19 protein-coding genes and 1 pseudogene are annotated in these 24,933 nt (G+C 69.1%); 8 read left to right on the forward strand and 12 right to left on the reverse strand.

The window, feature by feature from the left end; genetic code table 11:
• Positions 1 to 71: 71 nt before the first annotated feature.
• Complete coding sequence (locus ACFYXF_RS12710; RefSeq protein WP_389349551.1) at positions 72 to 1,031, reverse strand: helix-turn-helix transcriptional regulator; 960 nt, start codon at positions 1,029 to 1,031, stop codon at positions 72 to 74.
• 215 nt (positions 1,032 to 1,246) lie between these two features.
• Between ACFYXF_RS12710 and ACFYXF_RS12715 the strand changes: the two genes are divergently transcribed.
• Positions 1,247 to 1,807, forward strand: coding sequence for an ester cyclase (locus tag ACFYXF_RS12715; protein ID WP_389349552.1), 561 nt, complete (start codon positions 1,247 to 1,249; stop codon positions 1,805 to 1,807).
• Positions 1,808 to 2,003: 196 nt separating this feature from the next.
• Positions 2,004 to 2,768 carry an SDR family NAD(P)-dependent oxidoreductase gene (locus ACFYXF_RS12720; RefSeq protein WP_389349553.1) on the forward strand — a complete coding sequence of 255 codons (765 nt, stop codon included), beginning with the start codon at positions 2,004 to 2,006 and terminating at the stop codon, positions 2,766 to 2,768.
• 233 nt (positions 2,769 to 3,001) lie between these two features.
• Here ACFYXF_RS12720 and ACFYXF_RS12725 read toward each other — a convergent pair whose 3' ends face one another.
• Genes ACFYXF_RS12725 through ACFYXF_RS12735 form a run of 3 tightly spaced genes read right to left on the reverse strand, consistent with a single transcriptional unit; the run spans position 3,002 to position 7,813 of the window.
• Positions 3,002 to 4,549: an AbgT family transporter gene (locus ACFYXF_RS12725; protein WP_389349554.1), complete on the reverse strand. Its 1,548-nt coding sequence runs from the start codon at positions 4,547 to 4,549 to the stop codon at positions 3,002 to 3,004.
• Positions 4,550 to 4,580: 31 nt separating this feature from the next.
• Positions 4,581 to 5,936: a CapA family protein gene (locus ACFYXF_RS12730; protein WP_389349555.1), complete on the reverse strand. Its 1,356-nt coding sequence runs from the start codon at positions 5,934 to 5,936 to the stop codon at positions 4,581 to 4,583.
• Positions 5,933 to 7,813: a CocE/NonD family hydrolase gene (locus ACFYXF_RS12735; protein ID WP_389349556.1), complete on the reverse strand. Its 1,881-nt coding sequence runs from the start codon at positions 7,811 to 7,813 to the stop codon at positions 5,933 to 5,935. Before ACFYXF_RS12735 ends, ACFYXF_RS12730 begins: the two co-directional genes overlap by 4 nt.
• Positions 7,814 to 7,936: 123 nt before the next feature.
• On the opposite strand from ACFYXF_RS12735, the gene ACFYXF_RS12740 reads away from it, so the two are divergent.
• Positions 7,937 to 8,998 carry a DUF5937 family protein gene (locus tag ACFYXF_RS12740; protein WP_389349923.1) on the forward strand — a complete coding sequence of 354 codons (1,062 nt, stop codon included), beginning with the start codon at positions 7,937 to 7,939 and terminating at the stop codon, positions 8,996 to 8,998.
• A 116-nt stretch (positions 8,999 to 9,114) separates the two neighbouring features.
• Here the strand turns inward: ACFYXF_RS12740 and ACFYXF_RS12745 are convergent, their stop codons facing one another.
• The 7 genes from ACFYXF_RS12745 to ACFYXF_RS12775 are packed head-to-tail and all read right to left on the reverse strand — an operon-like array spanning position 9,115 to position 17,978.
• Positions 9,115 to 9,990: a shikimate dehydrogenase gene (locus ACFYXF_RS12745; protein WP_389349557.1), complete on the reverse strand. Its 876-nt coding sequence runs from the start codon at positions 9,988 to 9,990 to the stop codon at positions 9,115 to 9,117.
• A 15-nt stretch (positions 9,991 to 10,005) separates the two neighbouring features.
• On the reverse strand, positions 10,006 to 10,749 hold the full coding sequence (locus tag ACFYXF_RS12750) for an ABC transporter ATP-binding protein (protein ID WP_389349558.1): 744 nt from the start codon (positions 10,747 to 10,749) through the stop codon (positions 10,006 to 10,008).
• Positions 10,746 to 12,623: an ATP-binding cassette domain-containing protein gene (locus ACFYXF_RS12755; RefSeq protein ID WP_389349559.1), complete on the reverse strand. Its 1,878-nt coding sequence runs from the start codon at positions 12,621 to 12,623 to the stop codon at positions 10,746 to 10,748. The genes ACFYXF_RS12750 and ACFYXF_RS12755 overlap by 4 nt, the downstream gene beginning before the upstream one ends.
• A complete protein-coding gene (locus tag ACFYXF_RS12760; RefSeq protein WP_389349560.1) occupies positions 12,620 to 13,489 on the reverse strand; it encodes a branched-chain amino acid ABC transporter permease in 870 nt (289 codons plus the stop codon). The genes ACFYXF_RS12755 and ACFYXF_RS12760 overlap by 4 nt, the downstream gene beginning before the upstream one ends.
• A 37-nt stretch (positions 13,490 to 13,526) precedes the next feature.
• Entirely contained in the window at positions 13,527 to 14,690 is a 1,164-nt protein-coding gene (locus ACFYXF_RS12765) for an ABC transporter substrate-binding protein (RefSeq protein WP_389349561.1), read from the reverse strand.
• Positions 14,691 to 14,721: 31 nt separating this feature from the next.
• Positions 14,722 to 16,476 (reverse strand): thiamine pyrophosphate-binding protein, encoded by a 1,755-nt coding sequence (locus ACFYXF_RS12770; RefSeq protein ID WP_389349562.1) that lies wholly within the window; start codon positions 16,474 to 16,476, stop codon positions 14,722 to 14,724.
• Positions 16,473 to 17,978: an aldehyde dehydrogenase family protein gene (locus ACFYXF_RS12775; RefSeq protein ID WP_389349563.1), complete on the reverse strand. Its 1,506-nt coding sequence runs from the start codon at positions 17,976 to 17,978 to the stop codon at positions 16,473 to 16,475. The genes ACFYXF_RS12770 and ACFYXF_RS12775 overlap by 4 nt, the downstream gene beginning before the upstream one ends.
• 154 nt (positions 17,979 to 18,132) lie before the next feature.
• Between ACFYXF_RS12775 and ACFYXF_RS12780 the strand changes: the two genes are divergently transcribed.
• The 5 genes from ACFYXF_RS12780 (at position 18,133) to ACFYXF_RS12800 (ending at position 24,282) form a co-directional block, all read left to right on the forward strand.
• Positions 18,133 to 18,915: an IclR family transcriptional regulator gene (locus ACFYXF_RS12780; protein ID WP_389349564.1), complete on the forward strand. Its 783-nt coding sequence runs from the start codon at positions 18,133 to 18,135 to the stop codon at positions 18,913 to 18,915.
• A gap of 45 nt (positions 18,916 to 18,960) precedes the next feature.
• Positions 18,961 to 20,166 (forward strand): CaiB/BaiF CoA transferase family protein, encoded by a 1,206-nt coding sequence (locus ACFYXF_RS12785; RefSeq protein ID WP_389349565.1) that lies wholly within the window; start codon positions 18,961 to 18,963, stop codon positions 20,164 to 20,166.
• Entirely contained in the window at positions 20,163 to 20,984 is an 822-nt protein-coding gene (locus ACFYXF_RS12790; protein ID WP_389349566.1) for a citryl-CoA lyase, read from the forward strand. The genes ACFYXF_RS12785 and ACFYXF_RS12790 overlap by 4 nt, the downstream gene beginning before the upstream one ends.
• 152 nt (positions 20,985 to 21,136) lie before the next feature.
• The gene (locus tag ACFYXF_RS12795; protein ID WP_389349567.1) at positions 21,137 to 23,293 is read left to right on the forward strand and encodes a PQQ-binding-like beta-propeller repeat protein; all 2,157 of its coding nucleotides are present in this window, start codon (positions 21,137 to 21,139) and stop codon (positions 23,291 to 23,293) included.
• 14 nt (positions 23,294 to 23,307) lie between these two features.
• The gene (locus ACFYXF_RS12800) at positions 23,308 to 24,282 is read left to right on the forward strand and encodes a ThuA domain-containing protein (RefSeq protein ID WP_389349568.1); all 975 of its coding nucleotides are present in this window, start codon (positions 23,308 to 23,310) and stop codon (positions 24,280 to 24,282) included.
• Positions 24,283 to 24,587: 305 nt separating this feature from the next.
• Here ACFYXF_RS12800 and ACFYXF_RS12805 read toward each other — a convergent pair.
• Positions 24,588 to 24,910, reverse strand: a pseudogene (locus tag ACFYXF_RS12805) (hypothetical protein).
• Between the last annotated feature and the right edge of the window lie 23 nt (positions 24,911 to 24,933).

Here is a 24,933-nt window from a genome sequence, read left to right on the forward strand (position 1 = left end):
ATTTGCGCAGTGATGCCGGGGGCGCCGACGACGTCTGCGGATCGACACGCTGTCACTCGGCGGCTCGTCGATCAGTCGGGCGTCTCGGCCGACTCGGCCGGTTCGGAGTCGTCAGTGGAGGCGGGCTGCTCGATTGCGTCGGTGGTCGCCGCCCAGCTGGCCAGCAGGTTCAGCGCGTCCTGCGAGGGAGATGCGGGCTCGGCGGTGTAAGCGAGGAGGAACTGGCTGGGATCGGCGCCCAGCGGGAAGGTCTCGAACGGCAGCTCGAGGTCCCCGACGACCGGGTGGTGGAGGCGCTTCATGCCTGTGCTGTGGATCCGGACGTTGTGTGCGGCCCAGCGACGGCGGAAGTCCTCGCTGCGGGTGGACAGCTCCCCGATCAGGTCCGTCAGCCGCCGGTCGTAGGCATCTCGGCCGGCCTCGGCGCGCAGCATCGCGACCGTGTCGTTGGCGACCCCGTCCCAGTCACGGAAGAACTCGCCCGCGTGCGGGTCGAGGAAGACGAACCGAGCGTTGCTCGGCTGCCTCAACGGGTCAGCGTAGAGCGGTGAGAACAAGGCGCGCCCGAGGTGGTTTGCGGTGAGGATGTCCAGACGTCCGTTCAGGACGAACGCGGGTGTGCCGGTCATCGAGTCGAGGACCCGTTGCACCGCTGGCCGGACGCGCTGCTGGGTCGGCCGACGGCGGGGCGGACGGGTTGTGGTAGCGGTGCGCAGGAGGTCGAGCAGGTGGGTTCGCTCGGCTTCATCCAGCCGTAGGGCTCGTGCGATGCCGTCGAGGACCCCCTCGGAGATACCGGTGGCGTTGCCGCGCTCCAGCCGGGTGTAGTACTCGCTTGAGATGCCCGCCAGGAGGGCGACCTCCTCGCGGCGCAGGCCCGAGACCTGCCTGCGGTCCCCGCCGTAGACGGGCAGCCCGGCCTGCTCGGGGGTGACCCTGGCGCGTCGTGTGCTCAGGAATTCCCGAATCTCCGAGCGGATATCGCTACGGATGTCGCGGTGCGCGTCGTGAGCGTCGTTTTTGCCTGCCATGTATTTCACCTTACGAGCGATTCGGCATGGCGGGGGGTCCCTGTCAGTACCCCTCCCATCAGGGACTCCCGTCCGCTCGCGCCGACCTGTTCTGTAGGGGGTGCATCGCCGAGAGCGGTGTGAATGGCCCGGACTCAGTGGCGCACCTGGCGCCCGTCTCGTGCCTCCCCGCAGCACCGTCGGTGCTGCGAACCTCCGAAACAGAAGGACGAACCATGCGTCGACACACCAAGGCTGCCGTCGTAGTCACGACCCTGGGAGCACTCAGCCTCTCTGCCTACGCAGCGAATGCCGCGGACACGGCCAGCACCATCAACACCGGCTCCGGCGTCGCTGCGAAGTCCGCCTCGTGGAACCACGGGACCGCCCAGGCCAACAAGCGCATCATGGAACAGTTCACCAGCCAGTTCCTGCCCACCAACGACCCCGCCCTGGCGAAGAAGTTCATCAGCCCGGACATCGTCATGCACTTCGCCGGAACAACCCAGCAGGGCCTGGACACCTACCGCGGCATCGTCGCCGCCAACCAGAAGGCCTTCCCCGACCTCAAGTGGACCGTCCAGGACATGCGCGCCGAAGGCGACACCGTCGCCATCCGCTACACCATGGACGGCACCCACGAAGGACCCTTCGCCGGGTACGAAGGCACCGGCAAGAAGGTCCACGCCGAAAGCTTCGCCTTCTACCGCCTCGCCCACGGCAAGATCGTCGAAGAACGCGCCCAGCTCGACATGCTCACCGTCCTCCAGCAGATCGGCGCCATCCCGACCGCCTAACACAACCCCACCCCACCCAGCGCGACCGGTCCGCCCCTGCGACCAACACAGATGCAAGGACCACACCGCTGACAGAGCAGGCCGGGCACTCCTCGCTGCCCGGCCTGGCGGTTTACTGCGGCCCTTCGGCCCGAGCGACTGATGGGACGCCCCCACTGCTTGCCCCATTTCATACGTCTGGAAAGAGAACCACCCCATGGCAACGAATCTGACCGGCACCGTCGCTCTCGTCACTGGCGCGAGCAGCGGAATCGGCGCCGCCACCGCCCGCCAACTCGCCGAGCAGAAGGCCTCCGTCGTGCTGGTGGCCCGCCGCAAGGACCGCCTCGACGACCTCGCCGCCGAGATCGAGAAGGCCGGCGGCACAGCCCTGGTCCTGGAGGCGGACATCACCGACCGCGCCCAGGCCGAGGCCGCCGTGCAGCAGGCCGTCGAGCACTTCGGACGCCTCGACATCCTGGTCAACAACGCCGGCCTGATGCTCCTGGGCCCCGTCGTCGGCGCGGACGTCGAGGAGTGGGAGCGCATGATCGCCATCAACCTCCAAGGCCTGCTCTACACCACCCGCGCCGCCCTCCCCCACCTGCTCAAGGCAGCCGAGAACGGGCCCCGCCGGGTCGCCGACATCGTCAACATCAGCTCCATCGCCGGCCGCGTCGCCTGGAGCGGCTACGGCGTCTACAACCTCACCAAGTTCGGCGTGAACGGCTTCACAGAATCCCTGCGCCAGGAGGTCACCCAGCGGCACGTCCGCGTCGGAGTCCTGGAGCCGGGCGGAGTGGACACCGAGCTGGGCTCGCACAACAGGCCCGAGATCCAGGGCGCGATGATCAACCCCTTCTACGAGACGACCGAGGTGCTCTCCCCCGACGACATCGCGGACGGCGTCGCCTACATGGTCACCCGCCCCCGCCACGCCTCCGTCGGCGAACTGTGGATCATGCCCACCGACCAGGCCTGACAGCACTCCCTGCCCGGCCATCCAGCGGGGCCGCCGGAGCACGCCTTGGCCGGCCCTCGGCTCCCAAGCGTTCGGCCTGCCCATGGGAACCGGTCGTCAGCAACAAGGCCCCCGAGCACCGTGATGGAGACGTCAGACATCTCGATCAACAGCTCGGGGGCCTCGCCCGCTGCGCTTCGTGGACCATCACCTGACCGGTGGCCGACTCGAAGAAGCTCAGCGAACCGGCGTGGTCAGTGGATCGGTGAGCCGGGGCCCAGTGGCAGACCCACGGCGTACCAGATGGCGAACAGGGCGATCCAGGCGACCATCATCGCCATGGCGGCGGGGAGGGTGAACGAGACCAGGGTGCCGATTCCCGCCTTCTTCTGGTAGGTCTGCAGATAGCCGACGGTGAGAACGAACGTCGCGCTCATCGGGGTGATGGAGTTCGTACAGGAGTCCGCGATCCGGTAGACGGCCATGACCGTGGCCGGGTTGGCGCCGACCAGCATGGTCATGGGAACGATCACCGGAGCGATGAGCGCCCACAGTGCGGTCCCGCTGGTGATCAGCAAGTTCAGCAGGGCGATTCCGGCGATGAGCAGCATGAGCACGATGAAGACCGGGGCGTCGAGACTCTTCAGGCCCTCCGCTCCCTGTACCGCGACGACGGTGCTGATGCCGGTCCACTGGAACAGCGCGAGGAACTGCGAGACGGCGAAGAACAGCACGAGGAGCGGCGCGATCGACTTGATCCCGTCCGCCATGAAGGTGGGCAGGTCGGACGAGCTGGTGAGCCTGCCGGTCAGGCGGGCGTAGGTGGCCCCGATGAGCAGGAAGAACAGGCTCAGGACCAGCGCGATGCTGTTGAAGAGCGTGGAGTCGAGAATGGCACCGTTCTCACCGCGCAACGGGGAGCCCACCGGGATCATCCCTACGACCAGCAGCCCGAAGAAGACCGCCGCGACGATGCCGGTCCAGCGCAGCGCGCGGATTTCGACCTCGTCGGGGACGGAGCCGGAGCGGACGCCGGTGGTCGGGCCGGTGGCGCCGTCGTCGGGCACGAGTTCGTGCTCACGCTTGGCCAGGACCTTCTCCGTGACCACGGTGAGAACGATCGCGAGGACGACCGCGGAGACGGTGGTGAAGTAGGTGTTGTCGGTGGGCCGGACGATCGCCTCGGGATCGACGATCTGCGCGGCCTCGGTGGCGATCTTGGCGAAGATGACATCGCTCGGAGCGATGAACGGGTTCGCGTCGCCGGCCGCGTTGATCGACAGGAAGGCCACGATCATGCCCAGCATGGGAGACCGTCCGACGGCCTTGAAGACGAGCGCGGCCAGCGGTACGAGGATCACATAGGCGCTGTAGGACAGGAACTTCGACATCGCACCGGCCACGCAGACCGCGAAGACCGCATGACTTGGGCGGACACGGCCCAGCGTGTGGCGGGCCAGCGACTCGAGCATGCCCGAGCGGTCGGCGACCGCGAGGCCGATCATGATGATCAGTACGGTGCCCAGTGGCCCGAAGGTCAGGAACGACTCCTCGGCACCGAGGGTGAGTTCGCGGACCGCGGCGACCGACAGGGCGTTCTTCACCGGGGACGGGTCACCGGTCGCCGGGTCGATGCCCGAGACGCCGGCCGCGGCCATGATCGCGCTGGTGACGGCCACGACGACCGCCAGGATCCAGAACAGCCAGAACGGATGGGGCAGTTTGTTGCCTATCCGTTCGATGCCGTCCAGGAACCGGGTGAGTCGCTGGGGTCTCTGCTGTACTTCTGAGGGGGCAGTCATTTCTCGCTGGCTCCTTTACCGAGGTACGCGCTTATCTGTCGATGCGGATGCGGCCTTGACCGTTGTCAAGGAGGATTTCGGTTCCGTACGCCTCGGAAAGTGTGCGGAGTCGATCGAGTATGCGATGTGCGGCAGTTACGTCCGCCGGTCGAGGAGTTCCCCGGTCGGAATCATGCTGCGTGTCGAAGGTGAGGGTCACCGGGTGAATCGTGATGTCGACGGCGCCCTGGTTCTCGTATGCGCCCTGGTTCTCGAACGACAGAGACACCGCGACGCTCTCATACCAGATCCGGTCACTGAAAGGCCCCTTGATCCGTTTCTTTTCGAGCATCTCGCTGGGAGTGTGGCGCGACGGGTCCAGACCGGTTCGCCGCCACGCCTCACGGGTCAGCGGAAATTGGCGGTTCTGCATGAAGACGAAATTCCCGAGCGAATAGAAGATCGGCCGACTGCGATACACCTCGATCCCCCGCAACTGGTGGGGGCCGTGGCCGAGGACGACGTCGGCGCCCTCATCGACCGCGGCGTGCGCGAGGTCGTGGAGGAAGGGGGGCGGTTCGGCGCTGTAGTTGCCGGGTTCGTGGGTGTGGAGGGCGACCGCGACGACATCGGCACTCTGCTTGGCCTGGCGCACGCTGGTGCGCAGGGCGGTGATGTCCTCGTCGTCGACCTTCCAGTACGGCCCGACCTGGCCAGCAGTGGCCTCGGACGAGATGAACGCGGTTCCTCCGAGGGTCACCGAGCCGTCCCGTGCGTCGGCCTTGCGGGCGGTGTGGTGCAGGGACGCGGGCGGCAGGTTGTCCCGGATCGCGGCCAGGGACCTGAGCTCGTCGGGGCGCACACCGAACCACTTCGTGGTGCGCAGGCCGTTGATCCCGGGGCGGGCCGGCACGATCCCGAACGGGTCACTGGCCAGGGACATGGCCTGGTAGCGGGTCGCGGCCGACACGAGCGCGACCCGTCCGCGCCGGGTGGTGAGGTAGCGCGGTGCCCGGGCCGCGGTGAGCGACTCTCCAGCGCCGGCATGGACGAGTCCTGCCTCGTCCAGGACGGCACTGGTGGAGCGAAGGCCGGCCACGCCCCAGTCGGTGGCGTGGTTGTTCGCACGCGACACCATGTCGATGCCCATGGCACGGACATCGGCCCCGCTGCGCGCCGAGGTGACCAGCCATGATCCGCCGGGTTCGGCCTCGGGCCAGCCGGTGAAGCGGTCGAAGTCGATCGCGGTCGTCTCGAAGTTCCCGATCGTGACGTGCGCGTCGCGCAGGAGGTCGAGGAGTTCGGGGGAGGTCGCTTCCAGGCGTGGCGTCAGGATGTCGTCATCGAGGACGAGGTCGCCTACGGCGGCGAGGGTGAGACCGGCCCCGGCACCCGTGCCCGTACTCATATCCGCTCCCCAGCGACGAGGTGCAGCGTGATCGTGGAGCGCCCGTCGACGAAGACCCTGTTCGTCGCGATCACCTGACGCCGGTCGGTGGTCTCCGGCTCGCCGGTGCCGGAGTTGACGTCGAACCGGGGAAAGTTGCTGGAGCTGATGTCCACCCGGATCCGGTGGCCACGGGCGAAGAGGTTGGCGGTGCCGGGCGCCTCGACAGTCACGTCGTAGATCCGCCCGGGTTCGAGTGGTGACGGTGTCTCGAACGAGTCCCGGTAGCGGCATCGGAGGATGCCGTCGGTGAGGTTCATGGCGAAGCCGGCCGGGTAGTCGGCGCTCGGCGGGTGGACGTCGATCAGCTTGACGGTGAAGTCGGTGTCGGCGGCGCTAGACGACACCGTGAGCCGGGCGACGACCGGACCGGCCACGACGACGTCCTTCTCCAGCGGCTCGGTCTCGAAGGTGAGGACGTCGGGCCGGGAGGCGAGCGGCAGCCGCGACCGGGACAAGGAGAACGTCCGGTCGTCGGGACGCTGGTCGAAGGCCCCGCCCACCATCACCGGTTCACCCGACGTGACCTGCCCGCCGATCGTCGGCACCGGGTCACGGGGATCGTGGTCGTACTCCAGAAACTCCGGGGGCTCTCCCACAGTTCGGTGCTCCGAAGTGAGGCTGCCGTCCGCGTTGAGGAAGAACCGCGAGGTGTACGACGACTCCGGCGGCCAGGTCGAGCTGGTCAGCCAGCGACCGCCGTGGTCGAGACGGCCGTCGGCGTTGCGCTTGCCCGAGCCGCCGCCCATCCGGAAGTACCGGACGGCCGGAGGATTGGACGCCGTCGGGTTCAGCTGGGAGTCGAACCAGTCGGCCCGGAACTCGACGTAGTCGGGCGCCAGGTTGCCGTCCAGCGTCGCCTCGGGGCCGAAATCGACGTCCCCCGCGTACGAGAAGCTCCGCTTGCCGTGGGTCCACGGCCCGAGCACCAGATACGCCGGGCTCGTCTTGCGTGCGCCGAGTTCGCGGAAGTTCTCGACCGCGGTCTGGATGTAGGGGTCGTACCAACTGGAGATGTGCAGACTCGGCACGTCGGGGAAACGGTCGAAGTGTCCCCTCCCATAGATGCCCAGCTGCTGCCAGTACGGCCCGAAGCGGCCGTGCTCCCACTGCTCGAAGAGATAGCCCTCGTACTCCGGTGCGTGCCGCAGGGGTGAATGGCCCCGGCGCCACGGCAGCTGCCGGAACCACTCCTCGATCGACTCGGCGTCGAGCGCGGCGGCCCTGACGGGGTCGGCGAGGGTCTCCGCGCTGGTCTTGGCGCGGGCGAAGGCCCAGGTGGCCTGCTTGAGTTCGAAGGCCCCGCCCAGCCGGACGCCGGTCTCGTAGGCGCTCGCGAAGCCGCCGGAGTCGAGGAACATGGCGGACAGGTGCGGGGTGCCCAGCGAGGCGAGCGCGGTCTGCACGTGTGCGGCGTAGGACACGCCCATCGTGGCCACCTGTCCGTCGCACCACGGCTGGGCGGCGATCCACTCGACGGTGTCGTATCCGTCCTCCGCCTCGTTGAGGTACTTCACGAACGCGCCGCCGGAGTCGCCCCGGCCGCGACAGTCCTGACGCACCACGTGGTAGCCGCGTTCGACGAAGCGCCGGCACACCGCCTCCGGCGGAGGCGGGTTCCAGGACTCGAAGGCGCCGTCCGAGCCGCGTGCCCTGCGGCGGCCGTAGGGCGTGCGCTCCAGCAGGACCGGCCGGGGAGCCGGGTCCGGCTCGGCGGCGTAGACGTCCGCGACGAGCTCGACGCCGTCGCGCACCGGCACCGAGATCACCCGACGCCACCCCGAACCCGGCTCCGGTACGCGTTGCCAGACGTCGTGCCCACCCGGACTGTCCACCACGTGCACTCCTCCACATCGCTCGCATCGCTGTTGTGTGGGTGGGGACGCTACGCCGCTGACCACGGCGTGAACCCACTGTTATCGCGGAGGCGACAACAGTCGGGCTAGGCTGACCCGGTGCCGGTGCTACTTGACCTCAGGGGAGCGAACAGCTCGGACGTGCAGATCGGCATCTCACCGATCTCCGAGCTCCAGGCCTGTCTGCACGCGCTCGCGGAGCCCGACCATCACCTCGAACACCGGGCGTGGCTGGTGCGGACCGACGAGGCGCTGTCGCCGGATCTACGGGCCCGGCTGACACGCTTCGCGCCGCTCTGGGCCCGCCGCCGCTGCCGTCTGCTGCTGCCGTTGAGCGGCCCGCTCGACACGGACGTGGACACGGAGATCGAGCGGCTGTCGCGGCTTCCGGAGGGCGAGTTCGTCAGGGCCGCCGCCTACACGATCCACGGCGGAGACTTCGATCCCCGGCAGGCGGTTTCCCGGCCGGGCGAATTCATCGCCGCGTGCGAAGCACGCTCGTTCTCGCGCGGTGAGCTGGCGAGGTCGCTTGTCGACGACCCGGAAGGATTTCGCGCCGCGCTGGTGCGGACATTGACGGACTGCGTCGAGGAATTCTTCGCCGAGGAATGGGAGCGTATTCACGACCGGCTGCGCGAGGAGGCCGACCAGACCCGTTCGAGGCTGCGCGGCCTGCCGCTCGCCGAGCTGATCTCGTCGGTCAGCCCTGCCGCCCAGCCGGTCCAGGGCGGCAGGGCGGTGCGCTTCGACAAACTGCAGAACCTTACTGTCTCCCTCCAGGGAAACAGCACCTTTCTCGTCCCGACCATTCACGGACGCCCGCACCTCATCATTCGCGGTGAGGCCGGTTTCCCCGTGGTGGTGCATTACCCGGTGGCCTGGCACAGCCAGCCCGCGTCCATCGACGAAATGCAGCAACGGCTGACCATTCTGTCGGATCCGGCGCGCCTGGCCCTGTGCCGTCACCTGGTGAACGAGGCGATCACCACCTCCGATCTCGCCCGCCGTATGAACATGACCCGACCGCAGGTGTCACGGCATCTCGCCAGACTCCGCGCGGCCGGCGTGCTCACGTCGGAGCGAAGCGGCAGATACGTCTACCACCGGGTCGATGTGCAGAAGCTGATGCAGATGGGAGTGGAACTCCTGCGCGCCATCGTGCGCTGACCGAAGCGGGGGCCCAGATGTGGCCTCGGACCCGTTTCGCCAGGTGTGATACTTGCGGCGTGACTGAGGGCAGACAGCAGAGCACGGTGCGGGCGAGGAGCGGGAGCCGCCGTTCTTCATTCCGAATCGGCCAGCTCGGCGGCGTGGGCAAGCATCCGTAAGCGGTCCGGTGTTCGTCCGGTGAAGAGCTGGAAGGCGTCGGCGGCCTGAAAGACGACCATGCCGACACCGTTGAGTGCGGTACAGCCAAGGGCCCGTGCGATGCGTACCAGCTCGGTCTCAAGCGGCCGGTACACCACATCGACGATCCACAGGTCGGGGTGCAGCAGGTCGGCCGGCAGCGGGAGTCCGGGGTGCGTGGACATCCCGGTAGGGGTGGCGTGGACGAGGCCGTCCGCTCGGGCCATCAGGGCTGGGAGGTCGTCCGAAGCGGCGACGACGGCCCGCCCGGCGCCAAAGTTCCGGTTCAGAGAGGCCGCGAGTGTCTCGGCCCGGTCCGCGAGCGGGTCGACGAGCGCCAGGTGTCCGCTGCCCTGAGTGAGCAGGGCATGCGCGACGGCCGCCCCCGCTCCCCCGGCGCCGAGCTGCACGACGCGCGTCCGCGGGGCGTCCGCGAGTTCCCGGTCGAGGGAGGCGGCGAAGCCGGTGACGTCGGTGTTGTGTCCTACGGCCCGGGCGCTTCTGCCCTCGCCTTCGAAGACAACGGTGTTGACCGCGCCGATCGCCTCGGCCTGCGGGGTGAGTTCGTCAAGGCACTCGATGACGAGTTGTTTGCAGGGGTGGGTGATGTTGAGGCCGCGGTAGCCCATGGCCTTGGCCGCGCCCACCAGTTCACCGACCTTGTCGGGCTCGGCGCCGATGCGATCGAGATCGATCAGTCGGTAGAGGTAGCGCAGGCCGTGCAGGTCCGCCTCCCGTTCGTGGAGCGCGGGGCTGAACGAGGTGCCTATGACGGAACCGATCAGGCCGATGAGATACGAGTCCTGGGTCATCGCCGCGCGCACCGTTCACAGTCCCAGGTAGATCTGGCGGACGCGGGTGTCGCGGCTGAGTTCCTCGGAGGTTCCCGTCATGGCGACGGCCCCGTTCTCCATGACGAGGCAGTGGCTGGTCGCACCGAAAGTGAGCTTGGCGTTCTGCTCGACCAGGAGCAGGCTCAGTCCTTCTTCCCGCAGCCGCCGCAGGGTGTCGAGGATGAAGCCGACAAGTTTGGGTGACAGGCCCATCGAAGGTTCGTCGAGGAGGAGAAGGCGCGGCCTGGCCATCAGGGCGCGGCCAATCGCGAGCATCTGCTGCTGTCCTCCGGAGAGGGCGCCGGCCAGTCGTCCGCTCATCTCCCGCAGTACCGGGAAGAGTTCGTGCACCTCGTCCAGCGTGGCTCGGGTCTCGTCGTCCCAGCGCCACGCGTAGGCGCCGAGGAGCAGGTTCTTCTCGACGGTCAGGCCGGGGAAGACGTGCCGGCCCTCCGGTACGTAGCCGATGCCGTGCCGCACCATGTCGCGGGCCTTGACCCGGGTCAGGTCGCGTTCGCCGAGGGTGACGCGTCCTCCGCTGCGCGGCACGAGGCCCATCAGCGCCTTGAGGGTGGAGGTCTTGCCCGCCCCGTTGGCGCCGATGATGCCGACGGAGGCACCCGGCTCCACGCTGAAGCCGATCGAGCGGACCGCGCACACACCGCCGTAGTGCACGGACAGGTCATCGACGATAAGTGTGGCGGCGGTGTCGGTACGGGAAGCGGGGAGCGTTTTCACCGGGTTGCCTCCTTCGAAGCGGGGGCCGACGTCGGGGCAGGGGCTGGGTCCGGGCCGGAGTCCTCGTCCGGGTCGGAGTCCTCGTCCGGAAGCGGAACGTCCGCCATCACGGAGTCACCCAGATATGCCTCGATCACCTCGGGTGCCGCGACCACTTCGGCCGGCGTTCCCTCCGCGATGATTCCGCCGCTGGAGAGCACCGTGACGCGCTCGCACAGCGACATGACCAGACCCATGTTGTGCTCGATCAGGACGACGGTGGTGCCGTTGTCGCGGATGGAACGCACGATGTCGGCGAGTTGCTGCACCTCTTCTCCGTTCAGCCCGGCCGCCGGTTCGTCGAGCAGCAGCAGACGGGGCCGGGCGGCCATCGCGCGAGCGATCTCGATGCGGCGCTGGATGCCGTACGGGAGTGAGCCGGGCGCGGCTTCCGCGAAGTCGGTGAGCCCGAAGCGTTCCAGGAGTTCCTGGGCCTGTCGGCGCAGTTGTCGCTCGCGGCCTATCACGCCGGGTTGCCACAGCGCGTACTGCCAGACCGTGTGCGTGCGGGTGCGGTCCAGGGCGACGAGGATGTTCTCCCGGACCGTCAACTGCCGGAACAGGCGCAGGTTCTGGAACGTACGGGCCAGACCCAGGAGGGAGAGGGTGTACGGGCGGGTGGTCGTCGTGTCGCGGCCGGCGAACCGTACCTTCCCCGAACTCGCCCTGTAGAAGCCGCTTATGACATTGAACAGGGTGGTCTTGCCCGAGCCGTTCGGGCCGACGATGCCGCGGATCTCTCCTGCGGCGACCGTGAGGGAGACGTCGTCCAGGGCGCGCAGACCACGGAAGTCCTTGGTGACGGACCGGATTTCGAGCAGGGGCTCAGCCGAAGCGGCGGGCGTGGCGACCGCCTCGTACGGCTGGAAGGTACGCAACTCCGCGCGGTCGGTGGCGTGACCGCTCCTGCGGCGTACGAACTCCCTTGCCCGGGACGGGATTCCGGCGAGTCCGGTGGGCGCGAAGACGACCATCAGGACGACCACCACGCCGTATCCCAGCTGTGCGTACGTCGAGAAGTCGGACAGCCACTCGCGGATCAGGGTCAGTCCGACCGCGCCGACCACGCAGCCGACCAGCGAGCGTCGGCCGCCGATGATGACCATGGCGAGCAGGATGAACATGTTGCCGATGGAGAAGGTCTCCGGGGCGACATAGCGGATGAGGCCCGCGTACAGGACGCCGGCCAGACCCCCGTACAGGCCGGCGAGGACGAAGGCGGTCATCCGCAGGAGCGGGATCTCGGCGCCCATCGCCCCCGCCGCGAGGGAGTCGTCGCGCATCGCGCGCAGCCGTCGGCCCAGGGACGTACGGACGACGAACAGGCCGAAGCCGAGGCCGAAGGCGCAGACCACCAACTCCAGGTAGTAGTAGAGGTATTCACTGGAGAGGTCGATGCCCGGGAGGGTCGGCAGGGGGATGCCGGAGATACCGTCGGCGCCTCCGGAGATCTTGGCGTTGGTGATCCAGTTGATGAAGCCGAGTGCCAGGCCGAGGGTGACGATGCCCAGGTAGTGGGACTGCATGCGCAGGGCGGGGATGCCGACGAAGAGGCCCGTCGCCACCGTCGCGAGCAGGGCGAGTGCGGCCGCCGCCCAGAACCCGTATCCGGAGTGGGTGGTGAGGATCGCGAGGGTGTAGGCGCCGACGCCGAAGAAGGCGACCTGGGCGAGGTTGATCTGTCCGGAAACACCCATCGCGAGGCCCATGCCGATGGCCAACAGGGCATAGATGAGCGCGATGTTGACGACATGGATGGCGTAACTGCCCAGGCCGTACGGCAGCAGCCAAGTGGCCACGGCCAGGGCACCGAGCGAACCGATACGGACCTTCACGCGCGGCTCACCGTCCTCTCCCCGAAGACGCCCATCGGGCGGATCATGATGGCGACGGTGAAGACCAGGAAGGTCACGAGCACCGAGTAGCCCTGGAAGTGCCCCGCCGCGTAGGAGTCGAGGACGCCGATCGCGAGGCCGCCGACGACGGCTCCGGGGATGGATCCGAAGCCGCCCAGCATCGCGGCGGCGAAGCCCTTGATGCCGAGGGCGCCGCCGAGTGAGGCATCGACGTACAGCATGGGGCCGACGAGGCCGCCGGCCAGGGCGGCGAGGCCCGCGCCGATGGAGAAGGCGAGGGCGTTGCTGCGGCCGACGTCGATGCCGACGGCGGTGGCCGCTTCGTGGTCCATGGCGACGGCCTGCATGGCCGCGCCGCGCTTGGTGCGGGCCAGGAACCAGGCGAGGCCGATCACGGCGAGGGCCGCGACGGCCATCACCAGCAGGTCGTACGTGCGTACCCGGATCCCGAACAGGTCGAGCGGGGCGGCCCGGACGGGCGAGGGGACCGCCCGTCCGGTGGTGCCCCAGATGAGGATGGCGACGGCCTGGAGGACGATGCCGAAGCCGATGGTCCCGATGAGCATCAGGTCGAAGTCCTTGTTCTCCAGCGGGCGCAGGACCCGCTCGATGACCAGACCGATGGCGCCGGTGACGGCGATCGCCACGACCATGGCGACGGCGAAGGGCAGTTTGGACGTCAGATAGAAGGTGGAGGCCGCGTAGGCGCCGATCATGGCGATGTCGGCGTGCGCGAAGTTGACCAGGCCCATGGTGCGGTAGACGAGGGAGAACCCCATGGCGACCAGGGCGTAGACCGCCCCCAGGCTCAAGCCCCCGACGAGTGTCTGCAGTGTCTCTTGCACGGCGTGCTCCCGTCGCCCGTTGCCGAATGCCCGATGACTACTGCCGTGCGACGAGTTTGCCGTCGCGGATGACACCGATGGTGGTCTTGGTGATGCCGACCCCGGTGTCGTCGTAGGCGAAGTCGCCGAGCAGGCCCTTGTACGCGGTGGCGCGGATGGCGTCGGCGAGGTCCTGGCCGGTGGCGGCCTTGCTGGTCTTGAGGGCGGTCAGCAGGATGTTGGCCCCGTCGTAGGCCTTGGCGCCGTGCAGTTCGGCGTCCTTGCCGTACGCGGCCTTGTAGGCGGCGGCGAACGTCTTCGAGGCCTCGCTCGTGTCGTTGCTCAGATAGGGCGAGCTGACGATGGTGCCCTCGACGGCCGCCTTGCCCGCGGTGTCGATGAAGACGGGGGTGCCCTGCGGCGCCGCGCCCGCGAAGGGGGCGGTGATGCCGAGGTCCCGGGCCTGTTTGACGATCAGGCCGGCCTCGACCTCCTCCGAGCCGATGAAGACGACCTCGGGCTTCTTGGAGCGGATCTTCGTGAGCGCGGCACTGAAGTCCTTCTGGTCGGTGGTGACCACCTGATCGGTCGACGGCGAAACGCCCAGCCCCTCGGCGGCCTTGAGGAAGGCGTCGTGCTCGCCCGTCCCGAAGGAGCCGTTGTTCGTGATCATCGCGATCTTCTTGTAGCCCTTGTCCTTGATCAGGTACTGGGCGAGCGTCGAGTCGTAGGTGGTGCTGGTGGGCCCGTTGAGAAAGAGGTAGGGGCTCTTCAGCGCGACCAGTTTGTCGGACTGGCCGGAGGTGATGTTGGGGATCTTCGCCTGCTGGAGTACGGGCGCCATGGCGATGGTCACCGCGCTCTCCGCCGTACCGATCATGGCGACGTACTTCTCACTGGCCAGCTTGCGGGCGATGTTGGTGCCGGCGGTCGGGTCGCCCTGGTCGTCGAAGAGCTTCAGCTGGATCTTGCGGCCGTCGATGCCGCCCTTCTTGTTCCACTCGTCGACGGCGAGCTTGGCCCCCTTGTACTCCCAGTCGCCGAGCGAACTGAGCTGTCCGCTCTGCGCGTCGACGACGGCGATCTTGATGGGGCCGGAAGACGCCTTGCTGTCACTGCTGGAGTCGCCGGGCGCGCTGCACGCGGCGAGGGCCGCGGTCAGTACGACCGCGGTGCAGACGGTGGCGCGGGTCGTGGTGAGTGGTCGTGGGAGACGGCTCATGAAGGTCACCTCGTCCTGGGAGAAGGGCAGTTCAGTCGGTGAAGGACCCGCGGTAGATGTCCTTGATGTTCCAGTGGCCCGGCGTCGGCACCGGTTCGTTGACCATCGGTACGTCGATGACGGCGGGCCGGCGCCGCGCGATCGCGTCGGCGAGTGCCTTGGCGAGATCGGCGGGGGCGGCGACGGTGTGTCCGTCGGCGCCGCAGGACCGGCCGAGCGCCGCGAAGTCCGGGCTGTACGGCTGTCCTTCGGCGTCCGTGAACTCGCAGCCGTACGACCGTCCGTACGACGCGGACTGAAGGTCGGCGATGGTGCCGTGGGCCCGGTTGTTCATCACCACGAAGACGACGGGCAGCCCCTGTTCGACGGCCATCGGCAGCGCGGGCAGCTGTGCGCTCATGCCGCCGTCGCCGATCAGGGCGACGACCACGCGGTCCGGCTGGGCGAGCTGTACCCCGACCGCGGCGGCCGGTCCGAAGCCCATGGTCGAGGCGCCGCCCGGGGTGATGAACCGTCCTCCTGCGGGGAGTTCGTAGCACTGGGCGACGCCGTTCTTGTTCCAACCGACGTCGGTGACGAGCACCGCGTCGTCGGGAAGCGCATCGCGCAGGTCGGCGAGGATGCGCTGCGGACGCAGCGGGAAGTCTTCGCTGCGTCCGTCCTCGCGGGCGGTGTCGAAGACGGTCCGGCGAGCGGTGGCGATGGTCGCACGCAGCCCCTCCCGCCGCAGGGGCTCGGGCCTGCCAGCCCGTACGGCGGCCCCGATGGCCCGGACCGCGTCACCCACGTCGGCGACCGCACCGATCTCGACGGGGTAGTTGCGGCCGATCTCGGCGGGGTCGATGTCGATCTGGAGGAGCCGGCTGGGCGGACTGTTCTTGTCACCGAAGGTCCATGTGTATGCCGGATCCCAGGAGCTGGCGTCGGTCTCCGCGAACCGGGTCGCCAGGGCGAGGACCACATCGGCGCCCTTGGTGTATTCGTGGGTGGTCTCCAGGCCCCAGAAGCCGGGCATGCCGAGCAGAAGCGGATGGCTGTCGGGCAGGACGCCCTTGCCCATCAGGGAGTGCGCGAGAGGGATGTCGAGGTGCTCGGCGAGGCTCAACAGGGCCTGGCGGGCGGTGGGTTCGCGCAGTCCGCCGCCGAAGTAGATCAGGGGGCGTTCGGCGCTCAGCAGGGTCTGGGCGATGCGTTCGGCGGTGACCCGGTCGAGTGCGGGGAGCGCGGAGCTCTTGGGCAGGGGGTACTCCCCCGCGTACTCCTCGACCTGCCGACTCCACAGGTCCATCGGTACGTTGACGAGCACGGCCCCCGGCCGCCCGGAGGTCGCGGTCCAGAACGCCCGTTCCGTGGTGCGGGCCAGGTCGTGGACGCGGTGGACGTGCCAGGCGCGTTTGGTGAACGGGCGGTAGATCGCGGTCTGGTCGGCGTCCGCGTGGAGGTTGACCTCCTGGTGCGGGTGGCGGCCGTGGTAGTAGGAGGGGATGTCGCCGGAGATGACGACCAGCGGGATCGAGTCGAGGGCGGCGGTGGCGACGCCGGTGACCGCGTTCATCATGCCGGGGCCGACGTGGGTGAGCAGTACGCCGGGTTTCCCGGAGGCTCGGGCGTAGCCGTCGGCGGCGTGGGCGGCGGCCTGTTCGTGGCGGGCGATCACGAACTCGATCGAGCTGGGGCCGAGCGCGTCCAGCAGGGCGATGTTGGTGTGGCCGCAGGTGCCGAAGACGAACTCGACTCCGTACGACTCCAGTTGGCCGACCAGGGCTTCCGCGGCGGGGACGGTCATGCGCCGGTCCCTTCGTCCACGGTGCTCGCGTCGCCCCAGACGGACAGACCGCGGAGCATGAGGGTCTTGACGACCGTGTAGTCGTCGATCATCGAGCGGGGCGTCTCCCGGCCGAAGCCGGAGTCCTTGACGCCGCCGAACGGCACATGGTCGAGGCGGTAGTTGGAGCTGCCGCCCGCGATCAGCGCACCGGTCTGCAGCTCACGCCAGGCGGTGATGATGCGGCCCATGTCGCGGGTGAACAGGCCCGCCTGGAGGCCGTACCGGCTGGCGTTGCAGGCGTCGATGACCGCGTCGAAGTCGTCGTACGGGAGCACCGCGACCAGCGCTCCGAAGACCTCGTGGACGACGACCGAGGCGGACTCGGGTGGTCCGGCGACGATGGTGGGTGCGGCGGTGGCGCCGTCGCGGGTGCCGCCGCGCAGTACGCGGGCGCCGGAGGCGGCGGCCTCGGCGGACCAGCTCACCACGCGTTCGGCGGCGGCGTCGTCGACCATCGAGCCCACGTCGGTGGCCGGGTCGAGCGGGTCGCCGACCTTGAGGGTGTCGACGGCGGCGGCGAAGGCGTCCAGGAAGGCGTCGTAGCGGGAGCTGTGCACGTAGACGCGCTGGACGGAGATGCAGCTCTGGCCGGAGTTGCTGTATCCGGTGCGGGCGCACTCCTTGGCGGCCTGCGCGATGTCGGCGTCCTCGCAGACGATCGTGGCGGCGTTCCCGCCGAGTTCGAGGACCAGGCGCTTGGCCCCGGCGGCGCGTGCCACGGCCCGGCCGGTCTCCGCGCTGCCGGTGAAACTGATGACGGCGACCTCGTCGGCCGCGCACAGCAGGGCGCCGACCTCGGCGCCGCCGTGCAGCAACTGCACTGCCTGCGGGGGCATTCCGGACTCCAGGAGCAGCGCCACGATCGCGGCGGTGGCGGCCGGGGCCTGAGGCGGGGCCTTGACGAGAGTGGTGTTGCCCGCGGCGAAGGAGGCGCCGAGTTTGTGGGCGAGCAGGTTGGCGGGGGCGTTGAACGGCGTGATGGCGAGGGCCACTCCGGCCGGTGCACGGTAGGTGAGGGCGGTGTTGCCGATGCCTCGTGTCCAGCCTGCGACGGGCAGGTTCTCGCCGCCGATGTGCCGGGCCTCGGACGCGCACACCGCGAAGGTGTCCGCCACCCGGTCGATCTCCCCGCGCCCGTCCTTGACCGGCTTGCCCAGCTCCAGGGCGAGCAGCCGGGCCAGTTCCTCGCGGTGTGCCGAGGCGGCGCGGGATGCCCGGTCCAGGATGTCGGCGCGCACGGCGGGGGCGAGCCGGGCCACGGCACGGGCCGACGAGCGGGCGTAGGCGAGGGCCCGGGACACCTCCTCCCCGGTCGCCAGGGTCGTACGGCTGACAACTCGGCGCAGATACGGGCCCGTTCGGGTGGCGGCCGGGCCGTCGCCACCCCACTGGCCCGCGATGTACGGGGGCGCCTCCACCACCGTCGCGTCCGCGCCGGCCTTGAGGAGTGAATCCAGCATGAGACCTCCGGGAAAACCGCTCAGTGGTACCGGTGGACTGCTCTGTGGGTCGGCGTGTAACGTACGGGCGCCAACTCGCGGTGGCAAGAGGACAGTTCGAGGAAGTTTCCGAGGGCGGTCCGTGGGGGCGGCCCGGCACGGAGGGAGAAGTCGCGTGGACGGGACCGAGCAGGAGCAGACGGCCGAGGCGACCGGAGTGCGCAGTGTGCGCAGGGCCCTGGACATCCTGGGGCTGCTGACCGAGGATCGTCCGACGGTCACGCTGCGGGAGATCGTCGAGGCCACCGGCCTGGCGAAGACCACGGCGGTCCGCATGGTGCAGACCCTCGAACAGTGCGGTCTGCTCTGGGACACCCCGGCCGGCTACACCGCGGGGCCGGGCCTGTGGCGTTGGGCGCACCTGGCCCACACCAGCTGGGAACTGCCGCGCGAGACCCGCAAGTTGATGCGCGAGTTGGCCGAGGAACAGCAGGAGACGGTCAACCTGTTCATGCTGCGCGGGCTGGCCCGGGTCTGTGTCGCGCAGCAGGAGAGCCCCCAGCCGCTACGCCATGTGGTGCGCGTCGGCGACGAACTCCCGCTGTGGGCGGGCGCCTCGTCGAAGATCCTGCTGCGTACGGCGCCGGACAGTCTGCTGCGGCGGATCGCGCTGGACTCACCGCACGGCGAGGGGCACGCCCGGCAGTTGCGGGTGTGGGCGGACATGGCGGCGGAGCGTGGCTTCGCGGTCAGCCGGGGTGAGCGCGACGAGGGGCTGACGGCCGTGGCCGTGCCGGTCGTCGGGCGCACCGGGGCCGTGGTCGCCGCGCTGTCGCTCAGCGGCCCCAGCCACCGTTTCCCCGAGGCGGTCGTGCAGCAGTTCGCCGACGCGCTCGCCGCCGTCTCCCGTCAGTTGTCGGAGCAGGGGTTCGACCATCCACTCAGTCCGACGAAATAGCCCCCCATGTGAATCCATCGCAGAAACCTCAGAAGGAGCCGGTGCATGGCCGAACGACCGCTCTCAGGAATCCGCGTACTCGATCTCACCAACGTGCTCGCAGGACCGTACTGCAGCTACCACCTCATGCTGCTCGGCGCCGAGGTCGTCAAGGTCGAACAGCCGGGCAGGGGCGATCTCGCCCGCAGCCTCGGCCCCGACCCGGAACTCAACCGGGCCGGTATCGGCGCCTCCTTCCTCGCCCAGAACGCCGGCAAGAAATCCCTCGCCCTCGACCTCAAGGACCCTGCCGACCAGGCCGACTTCGAGGATCTGGTGCGCGGCGCGGACGTCCTCCTCGACAACTTCCGGGCCGGGGTGCTGGCCCGGATGGGATACGGCGCCGCCCGGCTCGGCGAACTCAACCCGCGTCTGGTGAGCTGCTCGATCACCGGCTTCGGGCAGTCCGGGCCGATGAGCACCGCCCCCGCCTACGACCAGATCATCCAGGGCCTGTCCGGGATGATGAGCATCACCGGCACCACCGACACCGCCCCTCTCCGGGTGGGCTTTCCGGTCTGCGACTCGCTCGGCGGACTCGGCGCGGCCCTCGCGATCAGCGCGGCGTTGGTCGGCCGGGAGCGGACCGGGCAGGGCGTACGGCTGGACGTCTCGATGCTGGAGGTTTCCCTCTCCGCGATGGGCTGGGCCGTCTCCAACTACCTGGTCAGCGGGGTGGATCCGGAGCCGATGGGCGACCAGAACGCCACCGCCGCACCGTCGGGAACCTTCGAGACCGCGGACGGCGGGCTGAACATCGCGGCCAACCGGCAGGAGCAGTTCGTCACGCTCTGCCGGCTCGCCGGGCTGCCGGGGCTGGTCGACGATCCGCGGTTCGCCGAGCGGGAGGCACGCAAGCTGCACCGCACCGAGCTCAACACCGAACTCAACGCGGCACTGCGCCAAAAGACCGCCCTGGAGTGGGAGGAGATCCTCTCCTCGGCCGGAGTCCCCGCGGCCCGCGTACTGACGGTTCCCGAGGCCGTAGAACTCGAACAGCTCGCGCACCGGGGCTTCTTCACCGACCTGCCCTACCCGGACGGCTCGGACCGCACCCTGCGGGTCAGCGGCAACGGTGTCCTCGTGGACGGCCGGCCCCTCCCCCCGGCCTCGCCACCGCCGCTGCTCGACCAGCACGGTGGGGAACGCACCACGCTCATCGCCCGCTGGCGGGCACATGGCCGTACGGCCGCCGAAGCGCCGGCCTCATGACCACCGGGCCGCAGGACGGCCTGGTCGCCCAGTGGTGGGCCACCGCGGTCAGCCGGATCGAACCCGGCATCATCGAACTGCGCGAGCATCCCGTCCAGGACTTGATCGGCCACGCGACCTTCGTCGAGACGATCTGGCTGCTGCTCCGCGGCGAACTCCCCCGTCCCGAACAGGCGCAGCTGCTGGAGGCGGCCCTGGTGGCGGGCGTCGACCACGGCCCGCAGGCGCCCTCGATCGCCGCCGCCCGGATGGCCGCCACCTGTGGGATCGGCCTCAACAGCGCGGTGGCCACCGGCGTGAACATGCTGGGTGACGTACACGGCGGAGCCGGGCAGCAGTGCGTGGAGTTGCTCGACCAGATCGTCCAACAGCACGCCCGGAACGGCGAGTTCGAACTCACCGTGGCCAAGGCCGTCGGCGAGTGGCAGGCCCGTTCGCGTTACCTGCCCGGTTTCGGTCACCGCTTCCACCCCCGCGACCCGCGCCGCGATCCCCTGCTCGCCCTGGTGGACCGTGCCGTGGCGGACGGACTCGTCGAGGGCGCTTATCTTCGGGCTGCCCGCGCCGTGGAGACGTATCTCAATCGCGGGCGCGAGGGAAAGAAGCCCGTGCCCATGAACATCGACGGCGCCACCGCCGTCATCTACGCCGAGCTGGGCTTCGCCGCACCACTGGCCCGAGGCCTCTTCGTGCTCAGCCGCAGTGTCGGCATCCTCGCGCACGCCTGGGAGGAGACCGGGCAGGGCCGACGCAACAAGAGCCCCATGCCACCCTCGATGGTCCCGGTCCACCTGGTGGTACCAACTTCGCCCGCCTAGCCTCTGGTTGGCTCTCGCTCCACGAAAACCTTCTGTCGCATGTCTTGTCACGCGCGCATGTCGTCCCTAACGTGACGCTCCATCACACGAACCCATTCTGCGGGTTCTATGAACCATCTAGTGGACCTTGATCGAATCGAGGGAACTAAACGATGGAAAGACGCTCCTTCCTCCTGACGGCCGCGGCGGGCAGCACGGCCACGGTCTCCGCCCTGGCCTCCACGGCCGAGGCCACCTCCGGCTCCCCCGGACTGGCACTCCCCGTGCCACCGCAGTCCGCCGTGCTCGGCACCACGGGCGTCAACTGGCCCAAGGTGGGCGGCAATTACGGCAACCAGAACCATTCCACGCTCCGGGACATCACCTCGCAGAACATCAAGAGGCTCGGCGGGGCCTGGCACATCAACCTGGAGGGCGGCTCCACCGGCGCGTACCAGCAGTGCACGATCGTCGTGCAGGACGGTGTGCTGTACGTCGAGACCACGCAGCAGAATGTCTTCGCCGTCAACGGCAGGACCGGCAAGGTGATCTGGAAGACCAGCCTCGGCACCGAGACCACGAACATGCGCGGTGTCGCCGTCGCCGAAGGCAAGGTCTTCACCATCTCCGGCGCCAACATCGTCTACGCCCTTGACAAGAAGACCGGGGCGATCGTCTGGCAGAAGCCGCTGATCGTCGACGACAACGGCGGCGACGACGGCTGCGACAACGACAGCGGCCAGTGCGGCGGCAACAGCGGCGGACTGGCCGGCGCGGTCGTGCACTGGGACGGCCTGGTCTACATCGGCACCGAGGGCTCGACCGCCGGCGCGCGCGGCCGCGGATACGCGCTCGACGCCAAGACCGGCAACGTGGTGTGGACCTTCTGGGGCCCGCCCGGACCCGGGGAGTTCGGGCACGACACCTGGGAGGGAGACTCCTGGAAAACCGGCGGAGCGGTCCCTTGGATCCATCCTGCCGTCGACCCCGAACTCGGCCTGGTCTACTGGACGTTCGGCAACCCGTACCCCCGCACGGACGGCTCCTCGCGCGGCGGCGACAACCTCTTCGCCAACTCGATCGTCGCCATCGACGCCAAGACCGGCAAACGGCGCTGGCACTTCCAGTCGGTCCACCACGACATCTGGGACGCCGACAACGTCATGGCGCCGGTGCTCGCCGACCTCCTCATCGACGGCAAGCGGCGCAAGGTCGTCGTCTACGGCTCCAAGACCTGCTGGTTCTACGTTCTCGACCGCCGCACCGGCGAGGCCGTCCACGGCATGGAGGAGCGCGCGGTCCCCCAGCACACCGAGCAGAAGACCTCGCCGACCCAGCCCTTCCCCGGCGGCGAGCCGTTCACGGACCCGTTCCCGCGCCTCGACAGGACGACCCGCCCGGTGCCGTTCTACCCGGTCGGCGGCCTCTACTCGGTCTTCTGGGACCGGGCCACGATCATCTTCCCGGGGGCGGGCGGCGGCGGGGACTGGGCGTTCCCGTCCTTCAGCCCGAAGACCGGGTACGTCTACATCGGCTACGGCCTGGTCAACTCGTCCTACTCCAACACGCACGGCGGCCGGGTCAACACCGCCCGTCCGCTCGGTGAGTTGTTCGGTGGGGGCCTGGTCGCGATGGACCCGCGGACCAACACGGTCGCCTGGCGCAAGGAGGGCGACTGGTCCCTCGCCCACGGCAACGGCATCCTCACCACCGCGGGCCGACTCCTCTTCCAGGGCCGTCCGGACGGCGTTCTCGAAGCCATGGACGACGCCAACGGCGAGACCCTGTGGACCTGGCAGTGCGGCGCCGGGGTGAACACCATCCCCGTCTCGTACGAGATCGACGGAGAGCAGTACGTGGCCGTGCTCGCCGGGGGCAACGGGCTGCCCTTTCCCGACATCCCGAGGGGCGACCACCTCTGGGCGTTCAAGCTCGGCGGCAAGGTCGAGCAGGCCCCCGCACCCACTCCCCCGTCCCGCCGCAACCAGATCCGCACCGCCGCCGTGACCGGCGCGACAGCGCACAACACCGTCACACTCGGCCGGGTCTGGAACACCGGCACCAACTCCCCCGGCACCAGCGAGAACACGGTCGCCCAGAACGCCATGGCGCCCCAGCACCTCAGCGTCCCCGCCGGCACCGAGGTCACCTTCGCCAACCCCGCCGACAACAAGCAGGCGCATGGAGCGGCGGCGTTCTTCGACGCCGAGTTCGACACCGGCCTGCTGATGCCGGGCCAGTCGTACGCGCACACCTTCGCCAAGGCCGGCGAGTACTTCTACAACGACCCGGCCTTCCCGCAGTCCACCGGCAAGATCGTCGTCCAGTGAGAGGGCGGACCGTCATGACGGCAAGAACCCGTACCCCGCTGTCCATCGCTCTGGCGATCGCTCTCGTTGCCCTGGCCGCCTTCTTCGGCGGCCGATATCAGGCCTCCGCCCAGGCTGGGCAAAACGGCGCACAGGAACTCGGCGACCCCGACTATGGCGTCTGCCGGGGCACCAGCCCCAAGTGCTACCACGACTGGGGCATCTTCACCCCGGCGACCAACGGCTACAAGGTGCTGCTCTACACGCGCACCGCCGGCCCCCGGCACGCCAACCTGGGCCCCGCGCTCGGCACCGGTCCGAACCCGGCGCTCACCGCCGCCAACGTCGTGCAGAACGCGGTCGTCAAGCTGGGCCAGGACAACGGCTTCACCGTCGACTGGACCGAGGACGTCGCCCAACTCGCCAGCCCGGCACAGCTGTTCAGGTACAACGCGGTCATCTTCTACTCCACCAGCCGTGACAGTCTCGACGACGCCGCGCAGACCTCCCTGCGCCAGTACATCCGAGGCGGCGGAGGCTTCGTCGGCATCCACAACGCGTTCGGCACGGAGTACAACTGGCCTTGGTACGAGGGCCTGTTGGGCGGCGCCAACTACTACGACCACGGCCCTCTACAGTCCGGCACCGTCGTCACCCAGGACCGCCACGACAGTTCCACCAAGGGTCTCCCGGCCCGCTGGAACTTCACCGACGAGTGGTACAACCTCGTCCCCGCCCCGTCCAGGGTCCGTCTCCTCGCCACCGTCGACGAGTCCACGCTTACCAAGGGCGTCACCGGCAGCATGGGCCACCCCGGACACGGCAGGAGCCACCCGGTGGCCTGGTGCCAGTACTACGACGGCGGCCGTGCCTGGCTCACCACCCTCGGCCACGACGCCAAGGACTTCACCACCGACGGCTCCTTCCCCGGCGCCGAGCAGTACCAGAAACTCATCCTCGGTGGCATCGAGTCGGCGATGGGCAGGACGCCCTTCTGCCTGGCGCCTTGAACCGCGCGCGGGGGCCGACACCACCTGCCCAGCGACGCATGGGAGCGCGGGGACGGGCCTGGACACCGGCCCGAAGTTCAGCCGATTGATAGCTCCTTCACGTGGCTGTCCTTACTTTCCGGGAGCGACTTCGTGTCGCACACCGAGCAGCACAGTTGGCGGATCCGGGCATCGCAGGTGGCAGAACCGGGTCTCGTGGGCCACGTGCCGACGGAGCCCGGTGCAGGTCTCCGGGGCGGGCAAGGGCTCCGCCCGGGTCCGCCCTGGCCGGTACGTTGCCCGGGTGGCAGTTGGGGGAAGCACCCCTACGGTTCGATGATGTGCCGCAGATAGGCGTGCGGGTCGGCGAGATAGCGGCGCCAGTGGTCCACGACGCCGAGCTCCTGCCAGGTGGCCCTCCGCATGCCGTGCTCGCCGACTTCGATGATGTCCGCGCCCGGCAGTGGGGTCAGCAGTGGTGAGTGTGTGGCGCCTCGACCAGGGGCGACTTTCCCGAGCCGTTCTCACCGACCAGAAAGGTCACCGGTGCGGTGAACCGCAGCCCTTCGTCGAGCAACTGCCGGACACAGGGCACCGACCAAGGCCAGGTCTCCTCGTCGTACGAGGAGAGGCTCGGTAGCGGCGGCAGTGCCGTAGTCCGCGGGCGTGGAC

This window comes from Streptomyces sp. NPDC002680 (assembly GCF_042889145.1).
Classification (GTDB): domain Bacteria; phylum Actinomycetota; class Actinomycetes; order Streptomycetales; family Streptomycetaceae; genus Streptomyces; species Streptomyces adonidis.